Source organism: Streptohalobacillus salinus (genome assembly GCF_003201605.1).
In the GTDB taxonomy this organism is placed as follows: domain Bacteria; phylum Bacillota; class Bacilli; order Bacillales; family Amphibacillaceae; genus Streptohalobacillus; species Streptohalobacillus salinus.
On sequence record NZ_QJJR01000002.1, the window covers coordinates 243,256 to 269,961 of the forward strand.

Here is a 26,706-nt window from a genome sequence, read left to right on the forward strand (position 1 = left end):
TCGCTCCTCTCAGCAAAGTATTTGCTAATTATTTGAGTTGTCTTCATACTATTAGATGAAGGGGTGATTCACATGCTACAGTTATCAATATATCACAAAGAGAAATCAATCAAAAATAATCAGATACACATCGATCATGTCGACAACCAACTTACGTTTAGCGATGGTTATCTATATGCACCTACAAAAACTATTCCTTCTGACTCAATTCGTGATGTGAATTTCCGCTGGTTATCTAAAGATACCTATACCCTTCACCTCTACTTACCCAGCGGTGTCTATACGTTTTTAACCAGACAAAATCCTCGGTCATTTATTCGTGAATTAAAGGAAGCAACCCACTTAAGCTAGTGGTTGTTTCTCATTGATCGCACTTCTTAAACGTTGCTGCATCTCTCCGATCCCTTTTGTGCCTAGTAAAGGATACACATCGTTATCCGTGATACCGCCGAGCGCTTCAATCACGCGTTTATGTTTTTGACCTGTTAAAATAACTGCCCGGTCATAACGGTCAAGTTGTAAAGTAGTTATTTGTTTGCGTAAAGCTTTAGTTGAAATGATTTGATCTTGATCCATTCCAAAAGTTAGATCATAATTTTGTTCAATCATCTCATTTTTAGATCGAAACCCGTGTTTCGCTGACAGAATAACCCAATCATCACAATAAGCTTGCGCATATTCCTTCGTTAACCGGTGCAAGGTCCCAATGTACGCCTCATTAACCTTTGTCGGTCCTCTCTGCGGTTCAACATCCCATATTTTCCGTTTACCACAAGGTAAAATTGCGATTTGACGCATCTTTACACCTCCGCTTCCCTTCTTCCATTATGCAGTAGTTCACTTATCCGTTCAAGATGCCAGTCCCTGTTACCCACTATTTAAAACGCTTACAATATTAAGTATTGCAAAATGTATAAAAAATCAGATAATTTTAACGAAACCTGTTGATTATTTTTGAGATTGATTGTATGATTGTCGACAACATCTAAAATTATTCAGAAAATAAACACGATTTATTTTCGAGTAATTAACAGAATAGTCAACTTTCATCCGACGTGTGATGAAATAGATAAGGAGCGACTGAGTATGAGAAGTGACATGATTAAAAAAGGGCTAGATCGAGCTCCCCATCGTAGTTTATTACACGCAACAGGGGTCAAAACTAAAGATTTAGGCAAACCTTTTATCGGGGTTTGTAATTCATATATTGATATTATTCCCGGCCATAAGCATTTAAACAAATTTGCAGAAGTTGTAAAGGAAGCGATTCGAGAAGCGGGTGGTATTCCCTTCGAATTTAATACGATTGGTGTTGATGACGGGATTGCAATGGGACACATAGGCATGCGTTACTCGCTACCAAGTCGTGAGATTATTGCAGACTCAGCTGAAACAGTAATTAATGCACACTGGTTTGATGGTGTCTTTTACATTCCAAACTGTGACAAAATAACACCTGGTATGCTAATGGCAGCAGTTAGAACGAATGTCCCTTCTGTTTTTGTATCAGGAGGCCCCATGGAAGGGGGCGTCTCTCCTACTGGTGAAACATTAACACTTTCATCAATGTTTGAAGGTGTCGGCGCCGTACAATCAGGAAAGATGACAGAAGCTGAACTTACTGAATTAGAAACACTCGCTTGTCCAACATGCGGATCTTGCTCAGGGATGTTCACTGCTAATTCAATGAACTCACTGATGGAGATGTTAGGTCTTACTGTTCCAGAGAATGGCACGATTGTTGCAACCTCTAATGAGCGGCATCGCTTAATTAAACAAGCGGCTGGTTATTTAATGGAGCTTATTGAAAAAGATATAAAACCGCGTGACATTGTCACTGAAGATGCGATTGATGATGCGTTCGCTCTTGACATGGCTATGGGTGGTTCGACTAATACTGTACTTCATACCTTAGCTATTGCACATGAAGCCGGTATTGAATACGACATTGATCGCATTAACGACGTCGCTAAGCGGATTCCGTACCTAGCGAAAATTGCGCCTGCATCTGATATTACCATGCATGATGTCCACCTGGCAGGTGGAGTCAGTGCAGTCATTAACGAATTATGCAAAATACCTGGTGGCATTAATAAAGATCGTTTAACCATTTCCGGAAAATCCGTTTATGAAAACATCAAAGATTACCAGATTAAAAATCCAAATGTGATTCGTCCATTGGATAATCCGTATAGTCCGGTTGGTGGCTTATCCATCCTCTTTGGTAACATTGCACCTAAAGGTGCTGTCATCAAAGTTGGTGCGGTTGATCCTTCGATTAAAATTTTCAAAGGTGAAGCCATTGTATTTAACTCACAGGACGAAGCGCAAGAGGGTATTCGTAATGGCACCGTAAAAGAAGGCCACGTGGCTGTCATCTTATATGAAGGTCCAAAAGGCGGACCAGGCATGCCAGAAATGTTAGCACCTACAGCAGCAATTGCCGGCCGTGGCTTAGATAAAGACGTTGCGTTAATCACTGATGGACGTTTCTCAGGCGCTTCTCGTGGGATTTCAATTGGTCATATTTCCCCTGAAGCACAAGAAGGTGGACCCGTTGGTTTAATAAAAACCGGTGACACAATCATTATTGATTTACCGAATCGTACAATTAACTTAGACATTAGCGATGATGAATTTGCGCAACGCAAACAAGATTTCGTTGTACCTGATCCAAAAATCACTACCGGTTATCTTGCTAAATATGCAAAGCTCGTCACCTCTGCTAATACTGGTGGCGTAATGAAAATTTAAATCAAAAAACGTTGATAAGATAAAAGAAATAGTTGCAATGTATTTACAGAGAGCCGGGGTTGCTGGAAGCCCGGAAATACATGCTATTTCGACATCGTCTTGGAGTGTTAAATTGAATGGCTTGATGCCTAATAGATTTAGCCGGGTCACTCATTGACCCGTTATCAAAAGAAGCAAGTCAACGCTTGCTTCATGAGGTTAGTGAATTTGCTAACGAATCAGGGTGGTACCGTGAAAAGTAAGATCTTTTCTCCCTTGTAATCCAGCAATAATATGCCGGTTATTTGGAGAGAACTGATCTTTTTTTAATACACTTTTTCATTTATTAACTATTCCATCAATATTAGGAGGGATTCAACGTGGTTATGTCGAATCAAGAACAAGAGCGAGAACGTAAAGCAGAAGCACACACACCAAAAACTGGGGCTGACCTTTTAATTGAAGCACTGATCGAAGAAAATGTCGAAACACTATTTGGTTATCCTGGTGGTGCAGTGTTACCAATTTTTGATGCACTCTATAAGAAGAAACACCTCTTTAATCAAGTATTAGCTAGACATGAGCAAGGAAGCATACACGCCGCTGAAGGCTATGCGAGAATATCAGGTAAACCAGGTGTTGTCATTTCAACCTCCGGTCCTGGTGCAACAAATCTTGTCACTGGAATAACTGATGCGATGATTGACTCCCTTCCCTTAGTTGTGTTCACGGGACAAGTTAATCAACCAGTCATTGGTACTGATGCTTTTCAAGAAGCTGATATTATAGGTATTACTACACCGATCACAAAACATAATTATCAAGTTAGAAAAGTAAGTGACCTACCACGTGTGATTAAAGAAGCATTCCATATTGCGACCACCGGTCGTCCTGGACCAGTTGTGATTGATATACCAAAAGATGTTGCTGCGAATCCTTGCCAAGATTCTTACGATAACAGTTTTCACTTGCCAGGTTACCAACCAACAATAAAATGTAACCCGCTGCAAGTCAAAAAATTAAAGGAAGCGATTCAACAGGCAACGAAACCGGTTATTCTTGCAGGTGCTGGTGTTCAATTCGCTCAGGCATCTAGCGAACTCCTCGAGTTTGCTGAAACACACCAAATCCCTGTAGTGAATACGCTTCTAGGATTAGGAACATTTCCTGGTGAACATGAACTTTCACTAGGGATGGGCGGTATGCATGGCACTTATGCTGCAAATACTGCACTTTATGACACGGATCTATTGATTAACATTGGCGCTCGGTTCGATGACCGACTAACTGGTAACTTGGATCATTTTGCACCATCAGCACTTGTCGCACATATTGATATTGACCCTGCTGAAATTGGTAAAAACGTCAATACACATATTCCAATTGTCGGCGATGCAAAATACGCACTAATTGAGATGAAAAAACAGATTAAAGACTCCCCTACTTTTAAGGCATGGCGCGATGTTTGTCTATCGAACAAAAAAGAATTTCCACTTTGGTACAATGAACCGACTGAAGCTATGATTGGTCAGTGGGTAATTGACAAAGTGTTTAAAGCTACCAAAGGTGAAGCAATTGTTGCAACGGACGTTGGTCAACATCAAATGTGGTCGGCTCAGTTCTATAAGTTCAACAAACCTAATCGTTGGGTAACAAGCGGTGGCCTTGGAACAATGGGCTTTGGCTTCCCCGCTTCGATTGGTGCTCAATTAGCTAAACCGAATGATTTAGTTGTTGCGATTGTCGGCGATGGTGGTTTCCAAATGACTTTGCAAGAATTATCGATTCTTCAAGAACGTCACTTACCGATCAAAATTATCATTGTAAATAATCAAGCACTTGGGATGGTAAGGCAATGGCAAGAAGCCTTCTATTCACAGCGTTACTCTGAGTCAATCTTTAGTATTCAACCTGACTTTGTCAAACTGGCCGAAGCTTATGAAATCAAAGGTGTCAAAATCGAAGATCCTCATGATTTTGAAAAACAACTTGATGAATTAATTGCCTATGATGGACCCGTCTTAATTGATGCGCGTGTCTTGCAACAAGAAAATGTGTATCCGATGATTCCACCAGGTAAAGGATTGAATGAAATGATAGGAGTGAAACCATGAAACGAATAATCACAGCAAAAGTAAAAAATCGCAGTGGTGTACTAAATCGCATTACCGGCTTACTCCAACGTCGCCAATTTAATATTGAAAGCATTTCTGTTGGGCGCACTGAACATGAAGATAATTCGCGTATCACTTTCGTTGTTGATGTTGAAGACTTTCAAAAGCTAGAACAAGTCACTAAACAATTAAACAAACAAATTGATGTGATTAAAGTATCTGACATTACCGATAAGGCGATAGTATCTCGTGAACTGGCGTTGATTAAGATCTCATCAAATGCACAGTTACGAACTGAAATACAAGGCATTATCGATCCGTTCAGAGCTACAATCATTGATGTCAGTAAAGACACCATGTCTGTGCAAGTTACAGGTAAACAAGAAAAGATTGAAGCGTTAATTGAATTATTAAGACCTTATGGCATTAAAGATATTGCCCGTACCGGCATTACTGCCTTTTTACGTGGTCAGCAACCAAGCAATCAAGAACAAACACCCTTTTCTTTATTAAACTAAATTTCGTCCAACATGTTTTAACATGTCGACATAAAAAACAAAACTAATAAACAGTGAGAGGAAGATTATTTATGGCTAAAGTAGTATACAATCAAGATATTAACGAGGAAATTCTAAAAGGTAAGAAAGTAGCAATCATTGGTTATGGTTCACAAGGACATGCACACGCTTTGAACTTAAAAGAAAGTGGTTTTGATGTTATTGTAGGGTTACGTAAAGGTAAATCATGGGATCAAGCCGTTGAAGATGGCGTCGATGTAAAATCAGTTGCAGAGGCAAGTAAGGAAGCAGAAGTCATCATGATTCTTCTTCCAGATGAGTACCAACCTAAAGTTTATCATGAAAGCATTAAAGATAACCTAGAAGCTGGCAATGCCCTTGTCTTTGCCCATGGATTTAACGTACACTTCAGTCAAATTCAACCACCAGAAGATGTAGATGTATTCCTTGTTGCACCTAAAGGACCTGGTCATCTCGTTCGTCGTACGTATGAAGAAGGTGCTGGTGTTCCTGCTCTATTCGGTATCTATCAAGATTACACAGGAAAAGCAAAAGAAATTGCGCTTGCCTACGCAAAAGGAATCGGTGCAGGACGTGCGGGTATTCTTGAAACAACTTTCCAAGAAGAAACAGAAACTGACCTATTTGGTGAGCAAGCCGTCCTCTGTGGTGGTGCAACAAGTCTTGTAAAAGCTGGTTTTGAAACATTGGTAGAAGCTGGTTACCAACCGGAAGTTGCTTACTTCGAGTGTCTTCATGAACTAAAATTAATTGTTGACCTATTGTACGAAGGTGGACTTGATAATATGCGTTATTCAATTTCTGATACAGCACAATGGGGTGACTTCGTCTCAGGTCCACGTGTCATTGATGCAGGAACAAAAGCGCGCATGAAAGATGTATTGACTGATATTCAAACAGGAAAATTCGCTAAAGATTGGATTCTTGAAAACCAAGCAAATCGTCCACAATTTAACGCGATTAACAAAGCTGAGAACGAACACTTGATTGAGAAAGTAGGGAAAGAACTTCGCGACCTCATGCCATTTGTAAAGCAAAAAAAGATGGCTAAAAAGGAAGTGGTTGGAAATGACTCAAATTAAGATCTTTGATACAACCCTTCGTGATGGTGAACAATCCCCAGGGGTTAATTTGAACCAACTCGAAAAACTTGAAATTGCCAAACAACTCGAACGTTTAGGGGTTGATGTGATGGAAGCAGGTTTTCCTGCTTCCTCACAAGGTGATTTTGATGCGGTACAAAAAATCGCACAGACCATAACAAAATCAACTGTTGCCGCACTTGCGCGAGCAAATAAAAATGATATTGATCGTGCCTGGGAAGCGATTAAAGATGCTAAGAAACCTCGTATTCATGTCTTTATTGCCACCTCCCCGATCCATATGCAAGATAAGCTTAAGAAATCACCTGAAGAAGTTGTTCTTATTGCTGAAGAAATGGTACGCTATGCAAAAGAGAAATGTACCGATGTTGAGTTTTCAGCTGAAGATGCCTCTCGTTCAGAGCTCCCCTTCTTAGCAGAAATTATTGAGAAAGTCATTGCTCAAGGTGCGACTGTCGTTAACTTACCAGACACAGTCGGATATACCACACCAAAAGAATATGGTGAGATGTTCAAGTATATGAAGGAACACGTCCCCAACATTAATAAGGTAGACTTATCGACACATTGTCACGATGATTTAGGGATGGCCTTAGCTAATTCCATTGCCGGCGTTCAAAATGGGGCAACGCAAGTTGAAGGAACCATTAACGGCATTGGTGAACGTGCGGGAAACGTTGCCCTTGAAGAACTAGCAGTTACTTTTGAAATTAGAAAGGACTTTTATTCCTTTACTACAAACTTTATTTTAAATGAAATCAAACGTACAAGTGATATTATCAGCAAGTTGACAGGTATGGTTGTCCCCGGTAACAAAGCCATTGTCGGTCGTAATGCATTTGCTCACGAATCAGGAATTCATCAAGATGGTGTTCTAAAGAATGCACAGACGTACGAAATTATTACCCCGGCTCTTGTTGGAGTGACATCAAATAGCTTAGTACTCGGAAAACACTCCGGACGCCATGCATTTAAAGACAAAATTGTTCAACTCGGCTTTGAGTTATCCGAAGATAAAGTAACTGAAGCGTTTCAAAATTTCAAATTATTAACGGATCGCAAAAAAGAAGTCACCGATGATGACTTATTTGTAATACTAATGGATATCCAGACCGATGTACAAACGCGTAGTCAATATCAATTAGAAGCCTTTCAAGTTCACTATCATTCAACAGATGTCCCAACTGCACATGTCACACTAACGACACCAAAAGGTGACACGGTCTCCAAACAAGATGTAGGTAATGGTAGTGTCGAAGCGTTATACAACACGATTGAACATTTAATCGAAGAAAAGATTGAACTCACGGACTTCACCTTAAGTTCAATTGGTAAAGGTAAAGATGCCTTAGCTGAAGTCCATGTCAATATGAACGTAAATAACCAAGCTGTTAGTGGACGTGCAACCGCCCAAGATGTGTTAGAAGCCGCTGCAAATGCATTTATTAATGCAATTAATCGCGCGTTCGTCACAATGAAGAAATAAAGGAGACGATTACCATGGATAAAAATATTCTCGTTTTACCGGGCGATGGAATCGGACCCGAAATTATGGAAGCTGGATTACTTGTTTTAGATAAAATTGCGTCAACATTCAATCATCAATTCACGATTGATAAGGGGCTAATTGGTGGCCATGCCATCGATGAAGAAAATGATCCTTTACCAAACGAAACGTTATTAAAAGCAAAAAACAGTGATGCTGTTCTGCTTGGTGCCGTCGGCGGACCAAAGTGGGATAACAACCCTTCTCATTTACGTCCAGAGCGCGGGTTACTTGCAATACGTAAAGGCTTAGACTTATATGCTAACTTAAGACCCGTTAAAGGCTTTAAACAACTTTTAGACGCCTCTCCGCTTAAACCTGACGTTGTCGGTGGCAGTGATTTATTGATTGTACGTGAGCTAACCGGTGGGCTTTATTTTGGTAGACCGAGCGAACGTCGTGATAACGACCAAACGGTCGTCGATACATTAAGCTACACACGTAAGGAAATGAAACGTATCATTGTTAAAGGGTTTGAAAGTGCTCAACTCCGCAATAAAAAACTTACTTCCGTTGATAAAGCTAACGTTTTAGAATCGAGTAAGATGTGGCGAGAAATTGTTGAAGCTGAAAAAGTTAATTTCCCTGACGTAACCGTTGAACATGTGCTCGTAGACGCCTGTGCAATGAAACTAATTACTGCCCCTACTTCTTTTGATGTGATTGTAACTGAGAATATGTTTGGTGATATATTAAGTGATGAAGCAAGCGTATTGACGGGGTCACTTGGTATGTTACCTTCTGCTTCACTTGCAGAAAACGGTGTGGGTTTATATGAACCCGCACATGGTTCAGCACCTGATATTGCCAATCAAAACATTGCGAATCCAATGGCGATGATTCTCTCTATAGCAATGATGTTGCGTTACTCATTCGCTATGAATGATGAAGCACATGCAATCGAGACAGCCGTTGAAAAAGTCATCGATCAAGGCTATCATACCGGTGATTTAAAAGTTAAGCATGGAACAAAACTTTCTACATCTGATATGGCAGAAATGATTGTCCAAGCGATTTAACTGACAATTTACTATTAATAAGGGAGTGAGAATTGATGACTCAACCAAAAACAATTATTGAGAAGATTTGGGATAAAAATGTCGTTCATGAAGAAGAAGGTAGACCTGGACTTTTATATATTGATCTTCATTTGGTCCATGAAGTCACCTCTCCACAAGCATTTGAAGGCCTTCGTCTTAAAGGACGAACAGTCAGACAACCTAAACTTACCTTTGCGACAATGGACCACAACGTCCCAACCGTCCATACAAATGTCATAAAAGATGAGATATCTAAAATACAAATGGATACTTTGAGAAAAAACTGTGAAGAATTTGGTGTTCCACTCGCAGGTATGGGTCACGAGCATCAAGGAATTGTTCATGTGATTGGACCTGAGCTAGGCTTAACACAACCGGGAAAAACAATTGTCTGTGGTGATTCTCATACCTCAACGCACGGTGCGTTTGGTGCGTTAGCATTCGGTATTGGTACGAGTGAAGTTGAACACGTGCTATCGACACAGACTGTGTGGCAACAAAAACCACGCACGCTTAATGTCAAGATTGACGGTAAGTTAGGTACTGGTGTTACGGCTAAAGACCTTATCCTTGCCTTAATCGCTAAATACGGTGTTAATTTTGGTACGGGGTATGTTATCGAATATACCGGAGAAGCGATCCGCAGTCTATCAATGGAAGGTCGGATGACGATTTGTAACATGTCAATTGAAGCCGGTGCTCGTGCTGGTCTCGTCGGACCGGATGAAACAACAGTCAAGTTCCTTGAGGGACGTCTTCATGCACCGAAAGGTGACACATTTGAGGAAGCGAAAAAGATGTGGCTATCATTACAAACAGATGAAGGTGCCAGTTACGATCATACAGTAACGCTTAATGCAACTGACGTTGAACCCCAGGTAACGTGGGGAACGAACCCTGCACAATGTATTCCGATTAATGGTACCATACCTAATCCAGATCAAGCGAAAACAGAAAACGACAAAAATGAAATTAAACACTCATTAAAATACATGGGCTTAGAAGCAGATGTTAAAATAACTGATGTACCTATCGAACATGTTTTTATTGGCTCGTGTACAAACTCACGCCTAGAAGACTTGATTCAAGCTGCAAGTATAATCAAAGGACGGAAAGTAAATCCGAGTGTTAGCGCAATCGTTGTACCAGGGTCACAAACGGTTAAGCGAAAAGCTGAAGAACTCGGCCTAGATCGTCAGTTTATTGATGCTGGTTTTGAATGGCGCGAGCCTGGATGTAGCATGTGTCTGGCCATGAATGGAGATGCTGTTCCACCGAATGAGCGTTGCGCATCGACTTCAAACCGTAACTTTGAAGGACGTCAAGGGGCAGATGCTCGCACACACCTTGTTAGTCCTGAAATGGCAACAGCCGCTGCAATCGCAGGTCATTTTGTTGATGTTCGTACATTTAATTAATTAGAAGGAGGTCATTAGCTATGGAACCATTAGTAAAACATCTTGGTCTTGTCTATCCACTTAATCGAGCAAATGTAGATACCGATCAAATCATTCCTAAACAGTTTCTAAAACGGATATCACGTCAAGGATTTGGTCAGTATTTATTCTATAACTGGCGTTACGATGAAAAAGATCGTCCGAGAGAAGATTTTTCTTTAAATCAACCCAAATACCAAGATGCAAGCATACTTGTTGGTGGCGAAAATTTCGGTTGTGGATCAAGTCGTGAACACGCACCATGGGCACTAGAAGACTTTGGCTTCCGTGTAATCATCGCACCTAGCTTCGCTGACATCTTTTATAATAACTGTACAAAAAATGGGATTCTCCCTGTCATTCTTAAAGAAGCAGAGACTGAACAGTTGATTAAAAATGCTGAAGCAGACGATTATTTCTTAACTGTTGATTTGGAAGAGAAAAAAATCTATGATAATCAAGGATTTAATGCAACGTTTGATTTAGCAGAGTATTCTCGTGAAATGTTGTTAAATGGTTGGGATGAAATAGCGGTTACGTTAACTTACGAAGACAAAATCAAAGCGTTTGAACAAACACATATCGTTTATTAAACAAATTTAAAAATGCTGATTCCATTTGATGAGAATCAGCATTTTTATTTATACCTTATGCATACAAGTATAGCTCTTGCTTATAAGAATTTAACACAGACGGACTCTGGGGCTTTCACATCGGTTTGTGTACTAATTAATTCCCCACTATTCACATCACGCTTAAAGACCGTTAGCGTCCCCGTATTTTGATTTGCGCAGATGAGGTGTCTATCATCCGGTGTCAAACTAAAATCACGTGGCCAGTCCCCTAACGTGTCTGTATAGTCTATTAACTCTAACGAAAAGGTTTCTTGATTGATTTTGAACGATGTAATTGAGTTATGGCCTCGATTCCCGACATAAACAAATTTACCATCTTTCGTTACATGCACAGCAGATCCATCATTTACCGTTGTGTGTGATTTTGGAATGGCTTTTATTTTACTGATTAATGTAAAAATCCCCGTATCCGCGTCAAAGGCTAACGTAAGCACTTCTGATGTTAATTCCGTCATAACGTAAGCGATTGTTTTGTTCGGATGAAATTCAATATGGCGTGGTCCACTCCCAGCTGGAGCGAGAAAGACAGCTTCTTTTGTCATTTTCCCTTCATCATCAATGCGGTAACTCGTGATTTCATCACTACCTAAATCTACAGCAATAACAAACCGTTCGTCAGGCGAAAATCCTGCATAGTGCATATGTGGTTTTTCTTGACGTTCGTGTGGTCCAGTTCCCTCATGCACTTTAATATCCGCCAGTTGTTTAATCGAACCATCCTCAGCTAATTGATAACTAATGATTTCTTTTGTGTGATAATTAGCCGTAACAAGCCATTGATTATCTTTACTGACACTAACATGACAAGGGGGTGACCCTGCTTTTGCTGCACTGTTCAATTGAATAAGTGCCTGTGTGTTTGGGTCAATTTTAAAAGCTGTAACCCCACCCTCATCTCCTTCTTTAGCTACTGCATAAAGGTATTCTTGATTAAATGATGGCGTTAAATATGTTGGGTTATCGATAGCACCTACTGCTGTGACGTTTGTAATACTCTCCGTTTCACTATCAAAGGTAAAGTGATACACCCCCTCTGATTCTTCTTTTGTATATGTACCTAAATAACCTGTCCACTGTTTCATCAAACTAATCGTCTCCCTTTTCCAAATATTTTAACTCGTCTTTCTATATTATAACAAACCTTGCGCGAATCCCCCAATAAAAAAGACCTTATCCCTTCTGAAAAGGGATAAAGCCTCACTACTTAGCGTTTTTAGTTCGCTCTTAATTGCTTACGTGCACGATGTAACCTTGTTTTCACAGCACTTAGTGAAATGTCTAGTCGATCGGCAATCATCTGATCCGTCAAATCTTCTTCAGCCTTTAACAAAATTACATGACGTAGTTTTTCAGGTAGTCCCTGCACTTTTACGGTCAACTCTTCACAAAGACTCATCAATTCAATCGACTGACAAACCAGATCATCTGTTTTAATGAGCTCAAGTCCATGCTCTAATTTTTCTTCAACAGAAAGCTTCGTGATTTTTTTCTCTTTCCGATAGACATCAATTGCCGTGCGAATAACAATCGTTCTTAACCATGCTCTCAGCTTAGTTCGATCACTTAAGTGTTTCTGATAACGATAAGCCTTGATCATCGCCTCTTGCACGACGTCTTCAGCCAAATAGTGATCATAAACCACTCGCTTTGCAACAAAATACATTTCTTGATAGTAACTATAAAAATCTGTTGTTGATTGTGCTTCAACTTGAAAAGCTATCCGTTGATCTTTCTGATTAATTGCTTCCACTTGACTCGCCTCCTTACCGTGTTAAAACATCTTCAAACGAACGACCAACACTATACATTAAAGGTTCATGGCGTTGTTTTAAAAAGACCATCACCATGTAGTCTGCTTCTTCTTCATAAGCTTCATATTGCCCGATATGTTCAAATATGGTCGTAACCTGCTCCGAATCATCTACTGTGATAATCTGCTCAGGTTCTGTTTTTTGTTGGTATTCATTGTAGTCATAATAATAAAGGTCCTCCAGTATTGGAAATACTTCAACGCGTGCTAAATCATCAGGACCAATCATCGCTTCATCAAGTAACTCATGCGACTCTAAATACTCAATCAAATTGGCGTAATTAAAGCTCAGATCGACGTACACATCTGATTCTCCAGGCATAATTATTTCTAAATAATTATGCGTATAGGTTTCATTCTCATACACTTGTAAACGATCTTCCCTTAACGCTTCAATAATTTTAACGATTTCATCGCGATTCGTAATCGCTAACTCTTTATAGCCATTGCCACCTGAAAAAATAATTTTCTGTGCTTTGCGCTCATTAATGTAATAAAGAGAGTCTGTATAGCGAATATATGTTGACGATTCTTTTATTGAAAGGTCTCTTAGCCAATTCATTTGTTCTTCTTGGACGTAATATTCACGCGTGATACGGTTCCCATTAGTTAATTCATATTGAATGCGTACTCGCTGATAAGCATTATTCATAAAATCATCACGACTTGCTTCATCGAGAAGTTGTTGATGAAGCTCACGAATCCGGTCAATATTCTCATCTTCGGTAAAACCTGATTTCACGCCGTAGTAATCTTGACGCGAATTAAACGTATAAATATCGTCAATGAAGTAAGCTTGTGTTATTTCATCTGTGTCTGGAATACGGTTAACGTAGCCTGTTACATCTAAGGATACTAGTACACCAAAGATCAACATGCCTGCAAAGAAATACGTATATGGCTTAATCTTTGTAAATACGCGCCAACTTTTTTCTACAATCATTTGACTGATATAGTAACCGATGATTGAAAATATAAGATAGGTCACGATTATCAATAACATGTTATGGCGGAAAACAAATGAGTAAAAACCACCGACTAACGTGAAGCAAAATGTAAAGCTATAAATAAAAATTGGTTTTAATAAGGTAAAACTAATCGCTTGTGTTGCCGCTTCAACCGGACGTCGTTTATATAAAAAGTAACTGATTGATAAAATGACGAACGTAACAAAGAAATATATCCATACCTTCGACCAACTTAGTGCTTGAGCGGTATACAACCGTTCCATGTCTGTAATCGGTGATAAATGATGAATATATTGTTCTAACCAATAGTTAGAAGATAAACCGATCAAAGCAAAGTTTAGGTTATAAAAAAGTAAAAACACAAAACCAGCTGGTAAGAATAATAAAATCATCGTGAAGATTAGCTGTATGAGCGTGACACCTGTTAAAATTCCAATCAATATACTCACAGCATAAACAAGTAAGGCAATTGATAATGAATGAAACACCCACTGACTGACTTCAGGTAATGTATAGATCAATGGTGCTCCATCAACCGAATAGTAAATGAACATTAGAATCAGTCCATTAATTAATATTGGAAGAATAAGGGCGATGAAACCAAAGCTTATTTGATTCAGATAAATCATTTTTCGGGTCATCGGGAGACCGTGAATAAAATCACTGGCATCTTGCTTATGTAAAAAGCGTAACAATACCATCCCCGTTAACGTAGGCACACCCAGTAATAAAATGACTTGAATAAAACCACCATAATAAAATAAAGTGTCAAAAGATGTCTGATACATACTAACTGATTCTTTCATTCTATTTATTTCAGAAAAAATGCTCATAATAAGTAACAAGAGTAGGGCAATCGTATAGCCAACACTTAACCATCCTGCTTGCCTAAAGTTTTGTTTGAATAATTCTTTCTTACTCCAAGATGTGTTCCATCGCATAACCGATTCCCTCCATTTCATAAATAAAGATTTCTTCTAACGTTAAGGGTAATACATCTGACAATAAAGGATTATTTGTCGCCAAATGCGATTCAATATCCATCAAGTTTCCCTTTACAATATACAAGTGTACAGATCCTCGTTTTTCTTTATGCAAAACAGTAAAATCAGAAAATAATTGTGGCTTTGTTTCTCTAAAAGCAACTTGGACTTTATGTACATCTGACTTCAAATCATCCAAATCACGTTGTGTAACAAATTCACCTTTATGCAGGATGCCAACGGCATCACATAAATCTTCAACCTCACGTAAATTATGAGAAGAAATCATGACGGTCATTTCTCGTTCAGCAACGTCACTAACAATTAGATTTTTAATCTTTTTTCGAACAACCGCATCTAAACCGTCAAAGGGTTCATCAAGAATCAGTACATCTGGTTGTGCTGCAAGCGATAGCCACAGTGTTACTTGGCGCTGCATTCCTTTGGAAAATTGATGAACTTTCTTTTTCATATCTAAATTAAATACATCTTTTAATTCTAAAAAACGGCGCTCACTAAAGGTTGGATACTGCTCTTTATAAAAATCAGCCATCTGTTTGATTGTATAGTGTTGAAAGAAAAAAGATCTGTCAGGAATAAAAATCAACCGTTGTTTGCTTGATACTTGCTCAAACACTTCGCTTCCCGCTATCAACACATTACCTTTATCAGCTTTAATTATCCCTGCGATTATTTTCAATAACGTTGTTTTCCCAGCACCGTTAGAACCAAGTAAACCATAAATTGAACCTTGGCGAACATTTAGCTTAACTTCGCTAAGAACGGATTCCTTCTCGAACGATTTGGATAGGGCTTCGATTTTAATCATTTGGATTCTCTCCTTTTACCTCTTCTACGGCGTGTGAAATCAAGTCGGTTAATGCTTCTTCATCTATACCTAAAAATAATGCTTCTTTGATATCTTTAAGGATTGTTTGCTTTAACGTGTTAATTTTCTTTTCGTTCTCATCTTTTTCAACGGGCATAACAAAACTGCCCTTTCCTTTAACAGAATAGATATAGCCTTGTATTTCAAGTTCGCGATACGCTTTTTGGATTGTGTTTGGATTAATTGTCATTTCTTGAGCCAGACTTCTTACAGATGGCAATTGCTCATCAGGAATCATCACTTGATTAATAATAAGTGATTTAAATTTCTCAACCAGTTGTTGATAAATTGGGTCTCGACTCCGCATATCTAATTCAAACATTAACATCACCTCGATTTCATTTCTGTATGGTGTGTATTAACTGTATTATTTACCGTAATACAGTTAATAGTATATGTCGAAGTTTTTCATATGTAAAGTCTTTTTTGAAAAACAACTCTTTTATTTTTTGGGGACAACAACGTATAACTGTTCCTGCATAATGAAGTGCATTGCTTTTCTTAATTATTGGTGCAGCACATACTAGCAATCAATTGCATATAAAAAAGCAAGTGACACCAGTTGGTATCACTTGCCTTTTCACAGATCACTTAAGGTTGCTTGTATGCTATTTCTTTCGAATCATTGATTCATACCACTGCTTACTTTTAGCGATTTCATCATGAGTTAATTGATGGCTCCCTGCAGTAATAAGCGCCTCCACTTCGATTCCTTGTGACTGAAACCTTTCAATTAATTCGTTTGTTTCAGCTACATCAACAAGCGGATCTTTTTCACCCGCGCCAATAAAGACATGCATGCCTGTTTGATCAGGGTAAGTTATATCACGAATCGGTACCATAGGATGATAAAGAATTGCTGCTCGAACGCTATGTTTGAAATGCATTAATAAACTACCTGCGATATTAGCACCATTCGAATAACCTAATGCAATTACCTCGTCACGCTTAAATCCATACTGTGTACTTGCTTCATCCAAAAATTCATGCAAGTGCGTTGTTTGCTTGATAAGATCTTCTTCATCAAAAACACCTTCTTCAAGGCGTTTAAAAAATCGTGCCATACCATTTTCTGTCACATTGCCTCTGACTGTTAATATGCTTGCATCAGGATCAATCATCTCTGCAACAGGAATTAGATCATTTTCACTACCGCCTGTCCCGTGCAGCAGTAAAAACACGGGATGGTCTGTTTCTTTTTCAATATACCTGTGTTGCATAGCTAACACCTACTTTCATTTACTTTGAATTCAAGATAAATATAACAGAATGATGCAGTTACGGTCAATGATTCCGCTTATAAGACTCGATTAATGCATCAATTGTGGCAACATCTTCTTTTGAGTAACGCGCTCGTTCATACATTTCAATAAACTGCGTTCGCCAATTATCAATTGTTATTATTTCTGGATTTAATCGGTTGATAAAATCACGTGCTGTCTCACCTTTACAAAACGGATCGTTTACCTTCTCCTGATGAATAATGAAAGCCTGAAAGAGATAACGTACTTTCATCCGATTATCAAGTGTCTGCCACTTAACTTTCCGCCTAAAGGTTTGATTAACACGGTGTTTGAACGGTTGAAAAGGATTCTTAAAGGTGAATACAGATGCTTTTTCATCAATATAAGCTGTTTCGCTAATATCTTGTTGTCTCTTTCGATGAAAGAATAGGACAGCTAGCATACGTTTAAGAAAACGCTGAATCAGGGGTCCTACTTTCGGAATTTGTCTGATTAGTAAGTATAAGAAAAACATCATGGCGATAAACAGGGCACCATAAGCAACGATCGCCAGCATTTGCTCGAATAGTTCAATTAAAGGATGAGGCTCGGCCACTTCCACCTCGGGCATCGGTGGTTGATACGTTTGGTCCTCTTGCATTGATTCTTCTGGTATATCTGATTCTTGATTTAATAACCCAAAAAGAAATCGGAGCGCGTGAATAAGACCTGCAGCAATAAAATTAAAGCGTGTCATGATAATGATCATAACCAGTAAAATGACTAAGTACCACTGATTTTGGCGTTTAATATGGCGCGGTAAGCTACCGCCAGCTTCATCCTTCGATGAAGCTGCCCGTAAATGACTCTTGTTTGTAATAAAGAGTAGAGCAATCATTAAAATGATGGCTCCTAACGTTAGAAAAGAAATATACGGCGTGTCTTGAAAAAGAAAATAGCTAATAAAATAACTTGGGACCGCAATAATCCACATCATTGCGTCTGAAAAAACAGTTTCAAGCTCGACCCGACTATAGTAAAAGCCACGAATGCTCATGACGAAAATCACCACACCAAACAAGACAGCTTGCCAAGTCGAAGGAAGCTCAATCAACGTCGTACTGAGATATGCAATTGAAGCTCCGATTGGGAGTCGCGTCCAGTACCCGGTGAATAGATGGCCTAAAGCGGCTGTACTCATATAAATGATAAACAAACCGAGCATTTCAACACTTGTCACTGCTTGGTCAAAGAACAGATGGTTAAACCATAGAAATAGTGGCGCAATTGTCAAGACTTCGAGGCCACTATAAAACATGGACTGTATGATCTTCATCAGCTTCCCTCCTTTGCATGATTAATCCGAAGTAGCGTTACTGTGTGCCCTTGTTGTTCTAGACGCCGGATTTTTTCATTGATGGTAATGGACTGAAGTGGTGAGAAAATAACAATATCCATCCGTTCTTGTTTCGATGCTAACAATTGATCTAATAAATAATGAAAGTTATGACTTCGCTCAGGAATTAACTGACTTAAGGTCTCCAAGCTTTGTTTAAAGTGCTTTGTGCCTGAACCTTTTTCCTTAAATATTAATGGACGATTTTGTTTGATTCGATCACTATTTAGTACAATGTTTGTCCCAAACCGATAAGGTGCCCCTTGTTGGTTCAAATGATACATGACACTTGCTACTTGAGTAATACTTGACTCAAAAATTGCGTCATTTTCAATCGGTAACCAAATATCTTCTGTTTGATCACCATTCAACAATAAAACGAGGTCTTGATCACGTGTATGATCATGCTGATGAACATGCATGGTATCAGTCTGCGCCGTCTTTTTCCAGTTTATCTTTGCTGCAGAGTCACTTGGCGCTAACTCTCGTGTACCTATCTTCAAGAAAGGATCTTCGATGATCCAACGTTTTACCGACTGTTCACCTAAAAAATATTGCACATCGAGCGGCAATTGATTCTTTTTTAATAACTGTGGATAGACGATTAATTTTGCATCCGTTTCAATTGATCGATATTGTTCGCTAAATCCAAACATGTCACCTAGCGTAATCGCCACAGACTGAAGATGATAAACACCCCGTTTTTTTGCAATCATTTGATGCCGTCGTTTAATTCGTTGATAAGGAATTAGACTAAAGAGCGTTTGATGAAACTGATCGTCTTCCGGGACTTCGGATTGGTCTATTCTTAATAAATGTCGACTAAGTTTGGTCTCAACCCGGACCCAAGGAATCGGTAACCATTGATCGTTAACGAACTCATCAATTAATTCTACTTCTTGGTTGACATACACATGGCTTCGATTAAAGTCGCGGCGATAACTCAATCTTTTTAACGCATATGTATTGTAGATATAGCTTTGTAAATAGATGACTCCAATGGTAAAAACAATAAACCAAGCAATACTCATGCCAAGTCCGATCCTTTGGTTTCCGTTGGCACCTCAACCCGATTAACTAAGGCTTGAAGCAGGGATTCAATGTCCGTTTGCTCTAGCATCGGTCCATAGGCTAGGCGATGATTAACAACAGGTTCAAACATTGCTTTAACGTCATCAGGTGTTACAAAGGAGCGTCCCTGAATAACTGCTCGAGCCTGTGATGCGCGAAGTAATGCTTGACTACCACGAGGGGATAACCCCATATCAATTGCTTCATCTATTCGCGTCTCTTCAGCAAGGTCAATAATATAATCAAAGATACTTTCATCGACGTGAACAGATGTGAAGCTCGCTTGGGCCTCAACTAAGGCACTTTGCGTAGTGACTGCTTGTAATTGATCAAGTGGGTTGGACTGTTGGAAACGTTTTAGAATCGCTTTACCTTCTTTTTTTGTAGGATAACCCATCTGTATTTTAATGAAGAATCGGTCCATTTGGGCCTCTGGTAATGGAAAGGTTCCTTGATTCTCAATCGGATTTTGTGTTGCGATGACTAAGAATGGGGCGGCAAGTACATAGGTGTTATTATCAATCGTCACTTGTTTTTCTTCCATGGCCTCAAGTAAGCTAGACTGAGTACGAGGTGTTGCTCGATTAATTTCATCTGCTAATAAGATATTCGTGAAGATTGGACCTTGTTGAAATTCAAACCGACCTTCATGTTGTCGATAAATTGTTAAACCAATCACATCGCTCGGTAATAGATCTGGTGTGAACTGTACGCGGTTAAATGAACAGTCAATACTTTTAGCTAACACTTTAGCTAACATGGTCTTGCCGGTTCCTGGGACGTCTTCTAATAACACGTGCCGATCAGCCAACATACTAATTAATAACTGTTCAATGGTGTCGTCCTTCCCAATAATCACCTGTTGAATGTTTTGTTTGATTTTATCAAATAGTGGTTTAATTTCCGTTAACTCCATCTTTATCACTCCTTCTCAAATTGTTAGCGATTACATCCTGAAACAATAAATAATGGTGAGAAGACACTCACCATTATTTATTATTCTCTGCTATTCTAAAGTCTCTATAAAGGGTCCATCTTAACTAAAATACAACAATTGCCCAAATGATAAGAACAACAAAGGTTAGTACACCAATTAAGATTTGTTTCGTCCGCGCTGACAAAGGGTTCGGGATTAAAAACAATAGTAATGTTAATGAGAGAATAGTAATTACAATGACTGCCGTTAAGTATATAAATGTTCCCAATAAATTATCAAATGGCGCTTCGATTGCTGCTTCGATTATTTCCATCATTCCACCTCGTGATTTCATTATATTCTTTACTAGTTTAAAGGATTTTAACGTTGAATACAATACTATTTCCAATCTTAACCTTTAATTTTACACAGTAAAAAAGACAGACCCTCGTCTGCCTTTCGCTTTAGATATTATCCGAAAAATTGTGTTTGTTTACGCCGGTTTTCTTCAGTCAAAAAATTAAAGAATAAAGGCAAATCCATTTTAAGCGGTTTAGCTAATCGCTCCACATATTTTTTCTTCACGTGCTCTTCAACAATTTGGCTACGTTTAACGCGTTCGATCATATAATTCTTACCAATTAAATGCATTTGTTTACGTAAAAAGCGCGATTCACGAAACAAGGCAAGTCCAATCGCTGCAATAAGGGCATAAATAATTGGTAATATATACGTTTCAAACATCGCACTCGGATTTATAAACGGCATGATCATATTTAGCGCCCCAACAATTAGCATCGGCAAGCCAATCATATAATAAAGCGAGATCTTTTTCATCAGTGGACGGATTTTTTCCAGAATCTTATCCATTTCTTGTTGAATGAATGGAGGGAACTGGTTTGTTTGTGATAGATTCATTAGATAATCCTCCTTTTCTTAACTTATCTTAATTATAGCTGTTGTCTGAAACAGGGTCAATACATACACCATTGCAAGCGTATATACTTGTAGGTATGCATAAAAAAGCAAGGGGGGTTCACCCCCCCTTGCCTATGTGTTGACTATAATATTTTATCTAAAAATGCTTTGGCGCGTTCTGTTTTTGGTGCTGAAAAGAACGCTTCAGGCTCACCTTGTTCCACTAACAGACCTTGGTCTAAGAACAATACGCGATCGGCAACTTCACGTGCAAAACCCATCTCATGTGTGACAACAAGCATCGTCATTCCTGAATGTGCTAAATCCTTCATAACATCAAGCACTTCTTTAACCATCTCAGGGTCAAGTGCTGACGTTGGTTCATCAAATAGCATCAGTTCCGGCTCCATTGCAAGTGCTCTTGCAATCGCAACCCGTTGTTTTTGCCCCCCTGAAAGACTGTTAGGGTACGCATCTTCCTTATCACTTAAACCGACTCGTTTTAATAATTCACGACCTTTTTCTTGTGCATCTTGTTTCGTCAATTTTTTAACTTTTATCGGCGCATAGGTTAAATTTTCTAATACAGTTAAGTGAGGGAATAAATAAAAATGTTGAAAAACCATCCCAATTGTTTCTCTCGCCTTGGTTACATTCGTTTTTTTAGCCGTTAAGTCTTGGCCCGCTACTGTGATGACACCATCCGTAGGTTTCTCTAATAAATTAATACAGCGAAGAAACGTAGATTTACCTGAACCCGACGGTCCAATAACTGATACTACTTCCCCTTTTTCTATATCTATAGAAATATCAGACAACACTTCATTTTGACCGAAACTTTTTGATAAATGCTCAACTTTAATCACCGACACTCAACCTCCGTTCTAACCATTTACCGAGTAAGCTAAGGACCATAATTAGCCCCCAATAAATGAGCCCTACAAACAGTAAAGGTTCAAAGTTTAAATAGATATTTGCTCCAACAACTTGAGCTCGGCGCATTAAGTCTAAATAACCAATCGTCGAGACAATTGCAGACTCTTTTGTTAAGGTAATAAATTCATTCATTAATGCTGGCAAAATATTCTTTAATGCCTGCGGTAAAATAATATCAATCATCATTTCGCGATAAGGTACACCTAGCGCTACTGCAGCCTCTGTTTGGCCTTTATCTACAGCTAAAATACCCGCCCGAATAATTTCAGACACATAGGCCGAGGAATTTAATCCAAACGCTAAAACGGCTGATAAAAACGGAGAAATATCATAGGCAAATAATTGCGGTGTTGCCAAATAAATAATCATTAATTGTAAAATTAACGGCGTTCCCCGAAACATCGATGTGTACGCATCGGCAAACATCCGTAACGGTTTGATTGATCCAATTTTAAACAAAGCTAAAACTGTTCCAATAATAAACCCAATTATTATCGCAACAATGACAAATTGTAACGTAACCCATATTCCTTCTATCATAAAAGGAATATAAGGCACAATTTGGCTAAAATCCAAATTCATGCCTTACACCTCATTTCATTATTTAATTAGTTTCCCTCAATAGTATAGCATGATTTGCTTGCCTACCTAGATTTTATTCTTCTGAGCTTAACCATTCAGCTTCTAGCTCAGCTAGTTTACCATTCTCCATTGCTTGTTCAATGGCTGCGTTAACGTCCTCAACAAGCGCACTGCCTTTAGGGAACGCTACCGCCATTCCAGGTGAAACTTCAGTAGGATCATCGAATCCAGCAAGGTCTTGCGCTTCAATAAAGCCTTGTGCCACTTGCTTATCTAAGTAGACAACATCAACACGGTTCGTTATTAATTCTTGAATCAACATTTGTGCATCATCAAGTGCTTTAAGTTCGAAATCATAGTCTTCTTGAAGGTTTTGAGCGCCCTCTTCTTGAATGGTACCGAGTTGAACACCTACAGTTTTACCTTCTAAATCAGCAAGCTCTGTCATGGGTTCATCTTTACGCGTGACAAACATTTCACCAGAGTGATGATATTCTGTAGAGAAGTCAACATTTTCACGACGTGAATCTGTTGCTGACATACCTGAAAGTACCATATCAACACGATCCGCTTGTAGTGCACCAATTAACCCATCAAAGCTCATATCACGAATTTCTAATTCCATGCCTAATTCTTCGGCTATATAATGTGCTAAATCAATATCAAAACCGATAAAGTTTCCATCAACATCACGTGATTCAAATGGTGGATAATCGGCTGATGTTGCCATCACTAATGTATTATCCGTATCTTCGTCAGTTGCTTCTGAATCTTCACCTGTTTCGTCTTCACCTTGTGCATCATCCTGTGTATCATCTTCGGTATTAACATCTGGTGCTGTGTCATCTTCACCTGCACCACAACCTACTAAACCAATAACCAGTATACTTAACATTAATAAAACCAATACTTGAATTTTTTTCATTTTCTTTTTCTCCCCTTCAATCAATGATTGTTTTGTATATTTATTCATGATTATGAATTTTATCAAATAATTATGCATTTGGGAAGTAAAAAGTTCAAAAAAATTATTTTTTCTCAAATTCTCTTCGAATAGCCGTTAATAATTCTGGGTTAGTCAGAACATCTACACCTGTTAATGCAAGTGATAAAGCACCTCGACTTAATGCGACTTGACCGTCTTCTGTCATTGTTTGATCTCTAAAATCCGTGGTATGCGCAATCAGTCCTTCTTTATTTAAACCAATATAGGGATGAATGGCGGGGACCCGATAACTAACATTTCCCATATCCATTGATCCAAGTCCACCACGGGCTTCTTCAATTGTCTTTTCCCCTAGTGCATGTAAATTTTTTGTATAAACATGCGATAGTGTTTCATTAGTAATCATATCATCGTAGCTAAGCTCATAATTGCGCGTTGAAAGCTTTGCTCCAGTCATGAGCGCAGCACCTTCAGCAATTCGCTTTACTTTCATTACAACTTCATCTACACGGGCACGCTTTTTTGCACGAACATAAAATTGAGCAATTGCTAAGTCCGGTACAACATTCGCTGCTTGACCACCCTCAGTGATTACCCCGTGAATCCGAACATCATCATGAAGATGCTCTCTCAGTGCGTTAATTCCATTAAACAACTGAATCACACTATCCAAAGCATTGATGCCTTCTTCTGGTGAGGCAGCCGCATGACTTGTTTTACCTGCATAAGAAAATTCAATCGCATCCATCGCTAATGATTCACCGCTTTTTGCTGATAGACCAGCAGGATGGACCATCATCGCTACATCACATTCATCAAAGATTCCTGCTTCTGCCATCGGCACTTTCGCTCCATTGGTCTCCTCAGCTGGTGTACCGAAAACGATAACTTTTCCTCCGGTTTTTTTCAGTACTTTACTCAGTAAAATACCTGCCCCAATCCCCATTGTTGCAATCAAATTATGCCCACAGCCATGGCCCACACCTGGGAGCGCATCATACTCAGCCATATAGCCAATCACCGGGCCGTCTTTCTCGCTTTTAAATGTCGCTTTAAAAGATGTGGGACGGTTGACAAGCCCTTCTTCAACGTCAAAATCATGTTGGCGAAGGTAATCCACCAGCAACTTCTGTGAAGCATATTCCTTATCACCTAGTTCAGGATTTTCGAACAATTGCTTACTAATCGCTAATAGATCCGATTCAATTTCTGGTAGATATTCAATCAATTGTTGTTTCATCGTATTCGCCCCTTTGTCAATTCTTTTTCTTATCTCCCCTGATTCAACGTTCTTAACTGTCGATCCAACGATTAACTTTTGAGTCGGGACAGGTCTTATGCGGTAACCATGCTCTAAATGCTACAAAACAACCACACTGTTTACAGGTGGTTTCTTCTGCTAAATGCGGGCAACGCATGCATTGTTCAATTCGCCTCTGGTAAACGGCAGCCTCCACACGCTCCGGTTCAAATAAGAGTTGTTCATCTACAAGTGCTTTTATCTCATCTTTGGTAAATATCGTTTGATTTAAACAGCCTTTACAAGCCACTTTTCTCACACCTTCACTATGAAATATAAATATCGTTTACAATAGTCCAACTTGCTTTAAACCGTAATAAAGACCATCCTCATCGACATCTTTGGTTACATATCCAGCCACTTGTTTTGCTTCCTCGCAGCCGTTGCCCATTGCAACGCTATGGTCAAACATTGAAAGCATTTCAATATCATTTGGACCATCCCCAAACACATATACATCCGCTTTATCATAACCTAAATAATCCACCAGTTGTATAATCCCAAACGCTTTAGATCCACCTGCTGGCAATACATCAACAGAAAGTGGATGCCATCGAACAAAATCAAAAGCAGGATATTGCTCTCTGAAATAGTCTTCTTCTTTATCATCAATAAAGAATAACGTCTGATATAAGTCACGATCTTTATAGTAATCGGGATCATAACCCGGATCTATGCCTAGTTTTAAGGACTCTATGCTTTCCGTAATGTAGTGATGATGTTTAGTATTTTGTTTCATATGTGTTTCGTCCATGTACATAAGTGGATGTCCTTTTTCTAACGCTTCTGTAGTTAGACGCTCTAACTCACTTTTGTCTAATGGCGAACGATAAATTATCTCATTATCATGAACTACGTAAGAGCCGTTATAACTGACATATGTATCAATAGCCAACGCTTCACGTAGCTGTTCATACATAAATGGCCCGCGACCGGTTGCAATCGCAACAATATGTCCTTCTTCTTTTAATTGGTGGATGGCTTCTTTTGTACGCTTTGGTAATTGTTTATCATGATTTAACAACGTGCCATCAATATCAAAAAATATCAACTTTTGTTCTTTCATTTTGTAATCTCCCCCTAATTATCAATCCATTATCTTTTTGTTAGTATAGCATATTTCCAACCTTTTTCGTTGCTCGAAAGACTTTTTCACTTCACTCTTAAAACACCCTTAATATCGATTTTTAAATAAAATGAGAAATCTTTTGAAAAAGTTTATGCACTTGACTTTACCATCCAGGACAGAAACAGATTCAGGTAAACCTCTCGTACGCTCTCTTTCTTAACATGAAGAAAATTAGTTTGTATACAGCGAGCCTTCTTTTGTTCATCGCAACGATTATAGCCGTGAAAGGAGGTGACAGACATGGCTAATCAAGATATGATTCAAACCCGATTACAGCTCTTTTTTGTGACCGGTGTAGATGCGGATGGGGAAAATATCATTAAAGCGAAGGCATTTAATAATATCAAACCTGAAGCAACTCCTGCAGTCCTACTCAGTGCAAGTCAATTGTTAACCAGTTTACAACAGTATGGTTTATCAGAAATCAAACGAAATGATACGTCACTTATTACGGAGGCGTAATTCAAACAACATCATAAAAATAGGAGGTGAA

General features: G+C 38.9%; 28 protein-coding genes. 10 read left to right on the plus strand and 18 right to left on the minus strand.

What is annotated here, in order from left to right:
• Nucleotides 1–72 precede the first annotated feature (72 nt).
• Nucleotides 73–351 carry a hypothetical protein gene (locus DES38_RS02645; RefSeq protein ID WP_110250533.1) on the plus strand — a complete coding sequence of 93 codons (279 nt, stop codon included), beginning with the start codon at nt 73–75 and terminating at the stop codon, nt 349–351.
• Here DES38_RS02645 and DES38_RS02650 read toward each other — a convergent pair.
• Nucleotides 343–798 (minus strand): DUF6884 domain-containing protein, encoded by a 456-nt coding sequence (locus tag DES38_RS02650; protein WP_110250534.1) that lies wholly within the window; start codon nt 796–798, stop codon nt 343–345. The genes DES38_RS02645 and DES38_RS02650 overlap by 9 nt on opposite strands.
• Nucleotides 799–1,086: 288 nt before the next feature.
• Between DES38_RS02650 and ilvD the strand changes: the two genes are divergently transcribed.
• The 8 genes from ilvD (at nt 1,087) to leuD (ending at nt 11,104) form a co-directional block, all read left to right on the plus strand.
• The gene (ilvD, locus tag DES38_RS02655) at nt 1,087–2,754 is read left to right on the plus strand and encodes a dihydroxy-acid dehydratase (protein WP_110250535.1); all 1,668 of its coding nucleotides are present in this window, start codon (nt 1,087–1,089) and stop codon (nt 2,752–2,754) included.
• 365 nt (nt 2,755–3,119) lie between these two features.
• Nucleotides 3,120–4,847 (plus strand): biosynthetic-type acetolactate synthase large subunit, encoded by a 1,728-nt coding sequence (ilvB, locus tag DES38_RS02660; protein WP_110250618.1) that lies wholly within the window; start codon nt 3,120–3,122, stop codon nt 4,845–4,847.
• Nucleotides 4,844–5,365 carry an acetolactate synthase small subunit gene (gene ilvN / locus DES38_RS02665; protein ID WP_110250536.1) on the plus strand — a complete coding sequence of 174 codons (522 nt, stop codon included), beginning with the start codon at nt 4,844–4,846 and terminating at the stop codon, nt 5,363–5,365. The genes ilvB and ilvN overlap by 4 nt, the downstream gene beginning before the upstream one ends.
• Before the next feature lie 71 nt (nt 5,366–5,436).
• Complete coding sequence (gene ilvC / locus DES38_RS02670) at nt 5,437–6,468, plus strand: ketol-acid reductoisomerase (protein ID WP_110250537.1); 1,032 nt, start codon at nt 5,437–5,439, stop codon at nt 6,466–6,468.
• Nucleotides 6,455–7,975, plus strand: coding sequence for a 2-isopropylmalate synthase (locus tag DES38_RS02675; protein WP_110250538.1), 1,521 nt, complete (start codon nt 6,455–6,457; stop codon nt 7,973–7,975). Before ilvC ends, DES38_RS02675 begins: the two co-directional genes overlap by 14 nt.
• 14 nt (nt 7,976–7,989) lie before the next feature.
• Entirely contained in the window at nt 7,990–9,054 is a 1,065-nt protein-coding gene (gene leuB / locus DES38_RS02680) for a 3-isopropylmalate dehydrogenase (RefSeq protein WP_110250539.1), read from the plus strand.
• 35 nt (nt 9,055–9,089) lie between these two features.
• On the plus strand, nt 9,090–10,493 hold the full coding sequence (leuC, locus tag DES38_RS02685; RefSeq protein ID WP_110250540.1) for a 3-isopropylmalate dehydratase large subunit: 1,404 nt from the start codon (nt 9,090–9,092) through the stop codon (nt 10,491–10,493).
• 20 nt (nt 10,494–10,513) lie between these two features.
• Nucleotides 10,514–11,104, plus strand: coding sequence for a 3-isopropylmalate dehydratase small subunit (gene leuD, locus DES38_RS02690; protein WP_110250541.1), 591 nt, complete (start codon nt 10,514–10,516; stop codon nt 11,102–11,104).
• 80 nt (nt 11,105–11,184) lie between these two features.
• Here the strand turns inward: leuD and DES38_RS02695 are convergent, their stop codons facing one another.
• The 17 genes from DES38_RS02695 to DES38_RS02775 form a co-directional block, all read right to left on the minus strand.
• A complete protein-coding gene (locus DES38_RS02695; RefSeq protein WP_110250542.1) occupies nt 11,185–12,228 on the minus strand; it encodes a lactonase family protein in 1,044 nt (347 codons plus the stop codon).
• A 131-nt stretch (nt 12,229–12,359) separates the two neighbouring features.
• Nucleotides 12,360–12,896 carry an RNA polymerase sigma factor gene (locus tag DES38_RS02700; RefSeq protein ID WP_245881944.1) on the minus strand — a complete coding sequence of 179 codons (537 nt, stop codon included), beginning with the start codon at nt 12,894–12,896 and terminating at the stop codon, nt 12,360–12,362.
• Between the two features lie 13 nt (nt 12,897–12,909).
• Nucleotides 12,910–14,865, minus strand: a complete 1,956-nt coding sequence (locus DES38_RS02705; protein ID WP_110250543.1) for a hypothetical protein — start codon at nt 14,863–14,865, stop codon at nt 12,910–12,912.
• Nucleotides 14,840–15,736, minus strand: a complete 897-nt coding sequence (locus DES38_RS02710; protein WP_110250544.1) for an ABC transporter ATP-binding protein — start codon at nt 15,734–15,736, stop codon at nt 14,840–14,842. Before DES38_RS02710 ends, DES38_RS02705 begins: the two co-directional genes overlap by 26 nt.
• On the minus strand, nt 15,729–16,118 hold the full coding sequence (locus tag DES38_RS02715) for a GntR family transcriptional regulator (RefSeq protein ID WP_110250545.1): 390 nt from the start codon (nt 16,116–16,118) through the stop codon (nt 15,729–15,731). Before DES38_RS02715 ends, DES38_RS02710 begins: the two co-directional genes overlap by 8 nt.
• A gap of 286 nt (nt 16,119–16,404) precedes the next feature.
• A complete protein-coding gene (locus DES38_RS02720; RefSeq protein WP_110250546.1) occupies nt 16,405–17,016 on the minus strand; it encodes an alpha/beta hydrolase in 612 nt (203 codons plus the stop codon).
• Nucleotides 17,017–17,080: 64 nt separating this feature from the next.
• Nucleotides 17,081–18,355, minus strand: coding sequence for a hypothetical protein (locus DES38_RS02725; RefSeq protein WP_110250547.1), 1,275 nt, complete (start codon nt 18,353–18,355; stop codon nt 17,081–17,083).
• The gene (locus DES38_RS02730) at nt 18,355–19,446 is read right to left on the minus strand and encodes a DUF58 domain-containing protein (protein ID WP_110250548.1); all 1,092 of its coding nucleotides are present in this window, start codon (nt 19,444–19,446) and stop codon (nt 18,355–18,357) included. The genes DES38_RS02725 and DES38_RS02730 overlap by 1 nt, the downstream gene beginning before the upstream one ends.
• Nucleotides 19,443–20,402 carry an AAA family ATPase gene (locus DES38_RS02735; protein ID WP_110250549.1) on the minus strand — a complete coding sequence of 320 codons (960 nt, stop codon included), beginning with the start codon at nt 20,400–20,402 and terminating at the stop codon, nt 19,443–19,445. Before DES38_RS02735 ends, DES38_RS02730 begins: the two co-directional genes overlap by 4 nt.
• 124 nt (nt 20,403–20,526) lie before the next feature.
• Entirely contained in the window at nt 20,527–20,739 is a 213-nt protein-coding gene (locus DES38_RS02740; protein ID WP_110250550.1) for a hypothetical protein, read from the minus strand.
• Between the two features lie 134 nt (nt 20,740–20,873).
• Nucleotides 20,874–21,320 carry a DUF5392 family protein gene (locus DES38_RS02745; protein ID WP_110250551.1) on the minus strand — a complete coding sequence of 149 codons (447 nt, stop codon included), beginning with the start codon at nt 21,318–21,320 and terminating at the stop codon, nt 20,874–20,876.
• Between the two features lie 143 nt (nt 21,321–21,463).
• On the minus strand, nt 21,464–22,186 hold the full coding sequence (locus tag DES38_RS02750; RefSeq protein WP_110250552.1) for an amino acid ABC transporter ATP-binding protein: 723 nt from the start codon (nt 22,184–22,186) through the stop codon (nt 21,464–21,466).
• Entirely contained in the window at nt 22,179–22,838 is a 660-nt protein-coding gene (locus DES38_RS02755) for an amino acid ABC transporter permease (RefSeq protein ID WP_110250553.1), read from the minus strand. Before DES38_RS02755 ends, DES38_RS02750 begins: the two co-directional genes overlap by 8 nt.
• 73 nt (nt 22,839–22,911) lie before the next feature.
• A complete protein-coding gene (locus tag DES38_RS02760; protein ID WP_110250554.1) occupies nt 22,912–23,763 on the minus strand; it encodes a transporter substrate-binding domain-containing protein in 852 nt (283 codons plus the stop codon).
• 103 nt (nt 23,764–23,866) lie between these two features.
• Nucleotides 23,867–25,024: a M20 family metallopeptidase gene (locus DES38_RS02765; RefSeq protein WP_110250555.1), complete on the minus strand. Its 1,158-nt coding sequence runs from the start codon at nt 25,022–25,024 to the stop codon at nt 23,867–23,869.
• A gap of 52 nt (nt 25,025–25,076) precedes the next feature.
• Nucleotides 25,077–25,334, minus strand: a complete 258-nt coding sequence (locus DES38_RS02770) for a DUF6171 family protein (RefSeq protein WP_110250556.1) — start codon at nt 25,332–25,334, stop codon at nt 25,077–25,079.
• Between the two features lie 36 nt (nt 25,335–25,370).
• Nucleotides 25,371–26,150, minus strand: a complete 780-nt coding sequence (locus DES38_RS02775) for a Cof-type HAD-IIB family hydrolase (protein ID WP_110250557.1) — start codon at nt 26,148–26,150, stop codon at nt 25,371–25,373.
• A gap of 303 nt (nt 26,151–26,453) precedes the next feature.
• Here DES38_RS02775 and DES38_RS02780 point away from each other — a divergent pair, with 303 nt between their 5' ends.
• Nucleotides 26,454–26,675, plus strand: a complete 222-nt coding sequence (locus tag DES38_RS02780; protein WP_110250558.1) for a DUF1659 domain-containing protein — start codon at nt 26,454–26,456, stop codon at nt 26,673–26,675.
• Nucleotides 26,676–26,706 lie beyond the last annotated feature (31 nt).

Excerpts from the sequence above, each read along its gene's own strand:
- leuB (WP_110250539.1), top strand. The coding sequence starts at position 7,990 with ATGGATAAAAATATTCTCGTTTTACCGGGCGATGGAATCGGACCCGAA.
- DES38_RS02765 (WP_110250555.1), bottom strand. The coding sequence starts at position 25,024 with ATGAAACAACAATTGATTGAATATCTACCAGAAATTGAATCGGATCTA.
- DES38_RS02675 (WP_110250538.1), top strand. The coding sequence starts at position 6,455 with ATGACTCAAATTAAGATCTTTGATACAACCCTTCGTGATGGTGAACAA.
- ilvB (WP_110250618.1), top strand. The coding sequence starts at position 3,120 with ATGTCGAATCAAGAACAAGAGCGAGAACGTAAAGCAGAAGCACACACA.
- ilvD (WP_110250535.1), top strand. The coding sequence starts at position 1,087 with ATGAGAAGTGACATGATTAAAAAAGGGCTAGATCGAGCTCCCCATCGT.
- ilvC (WP_110250537.1), top strand. The coding sequence starts at position 5,437 with ATGGCTAAAGTAGTATACAATCAAGATATTAACGAGGAAATTCTAAAA.
- DES38_RS02755 (WP_110250553.1), bottom strand. The coding sequence starts at position 22,838 with ATGAATTTGGATTTTAGCCAAATTGTGCCTTATATTCCTTTTATGATA.
- DES38_RS02710 (WP_110250544.1), bottom strand. The coding sequence starts at position 15,736 with ATGATTAAAATCGAAGCCCTATCCAAATCGTTCGAGAAGGAATCCGTT.
- ilvN (WP_110250536.1), top strand. The coding sequence starts at position 4,844 with ATGAAACGAATAATCACAGCAAAAGTAAAAAATCGCAGTGGTGTACTA.
- leuD (WP_110250541.1), top strand. The coding sequence starts at position 10,514 with ATGGAACCATTAGTAAAACATCTTGGTCTTGTCTATCCACTTAATCGA.
- DES38_RS02695 (WP_110250542.1), bottom strand. The coding sequence starts at position 12,228 with ATGAAACAGTGGACAGGTTATTTAGGTACATATACAAAAGAAGAATCA.
- DES38_RS02730 (WP_110250548.1), bottom strand. The coding sequence starts at position 19,446 with ATGAGTATTGCTTGGTTTATTGTTTTTACCATTGGAGTCATCTATTTA.
- leuC (WP_110250540.1), top strand. The coding sequence starts at position 9,090 with ATGACTCAACCAAAAACAATTATTGAGAAGATTTGGGATAAAAATGTC.
- DES38_RS02760 (WP_110250554.1), bottom strand. The coding sequence starts at position 23,763 with ATGAAAAAAATTCAAGTATTGGTTTTATTAATGTTAAGTATACTGGTT.
- DES38_RS02645 (WP_110250533.1), top strand. The coding sequence starts at position 73 with ATGCTACAGTTATCAATATATCACAAAGAGAAATCAATCAAAAATAAT.
- DES38_RS02650 (WP_110250534.1), bottom strand. The coding sequence starts at position 798 with ATGCGTCAAATCGCAATTTTACCTTGTGGTAAACGGAAAATATGGGAT.
- DES38_RS02775 (WP_110250557.1), bottom strand. The coding sequence starts at position 26,150 with ATGAAAGAACAAAAGTTGATATTTTTTGATATTGATGGCACGTTGTTA.
- DES38_RS02725 (WP_110250547.1), bottom strand. The coding sequence starts at position 18,355 with ATGAAGATCATACAGTCCATGTTTTATAGTGGCCTCGAAGTCTTGACA.
- DES38_RS02720 (WP_110250546.1), bottom strand. The coding sequence starts at position 17,016 with ATGCAACACAGGTATATTGAAAAAGAAACAGACCATCCCGTGTTTTTA.
- DES38_RS02745 (WP_110250551.1), bottom strand. The coding sequence starts at position 21,320 with ATGAATCTATCACAAACAAACCAGTTCCCTCCATTCATTCAACAAGAA.
- DES38_RS02740 (WP_110250550.1), bottom strand. The coding sequence starts at position 20,739 with ATGATGGAAATAATCGAAGCAGCAATCGAAGCGCCATTTGATAATTTA.
- DES38_RS02735 (WP_110250549.1), bottom strand. The coding sequence starts at position 20,402 with ATGGAGTTAACGGAAATTAAACCACTATTTGATAAAATCAAACAAAAC.
- DES38_RS02780 (WP_110250558.1), top strand. The coding sequence starts at position 26,454 with ATGGCTAATCAAGATATGATTCAAACCCGATTACAGCTCTTTTTTGTG.
- DES38_RS02715 (WP_110250545.1), bottom strand. The coding sequence starts at position 16,118 with ATGTTTGAATTAGATATGCGGAGTCGAGACCCAATTTATCAACAACTG.
- DES38_RS02705 (WP_110250543.1), bottom strand. The coding sequence starts at position 14,865 with ATGCGATGGAACACATCTTGGAGTAAGAAAGAATTATTCAAACAAAAC.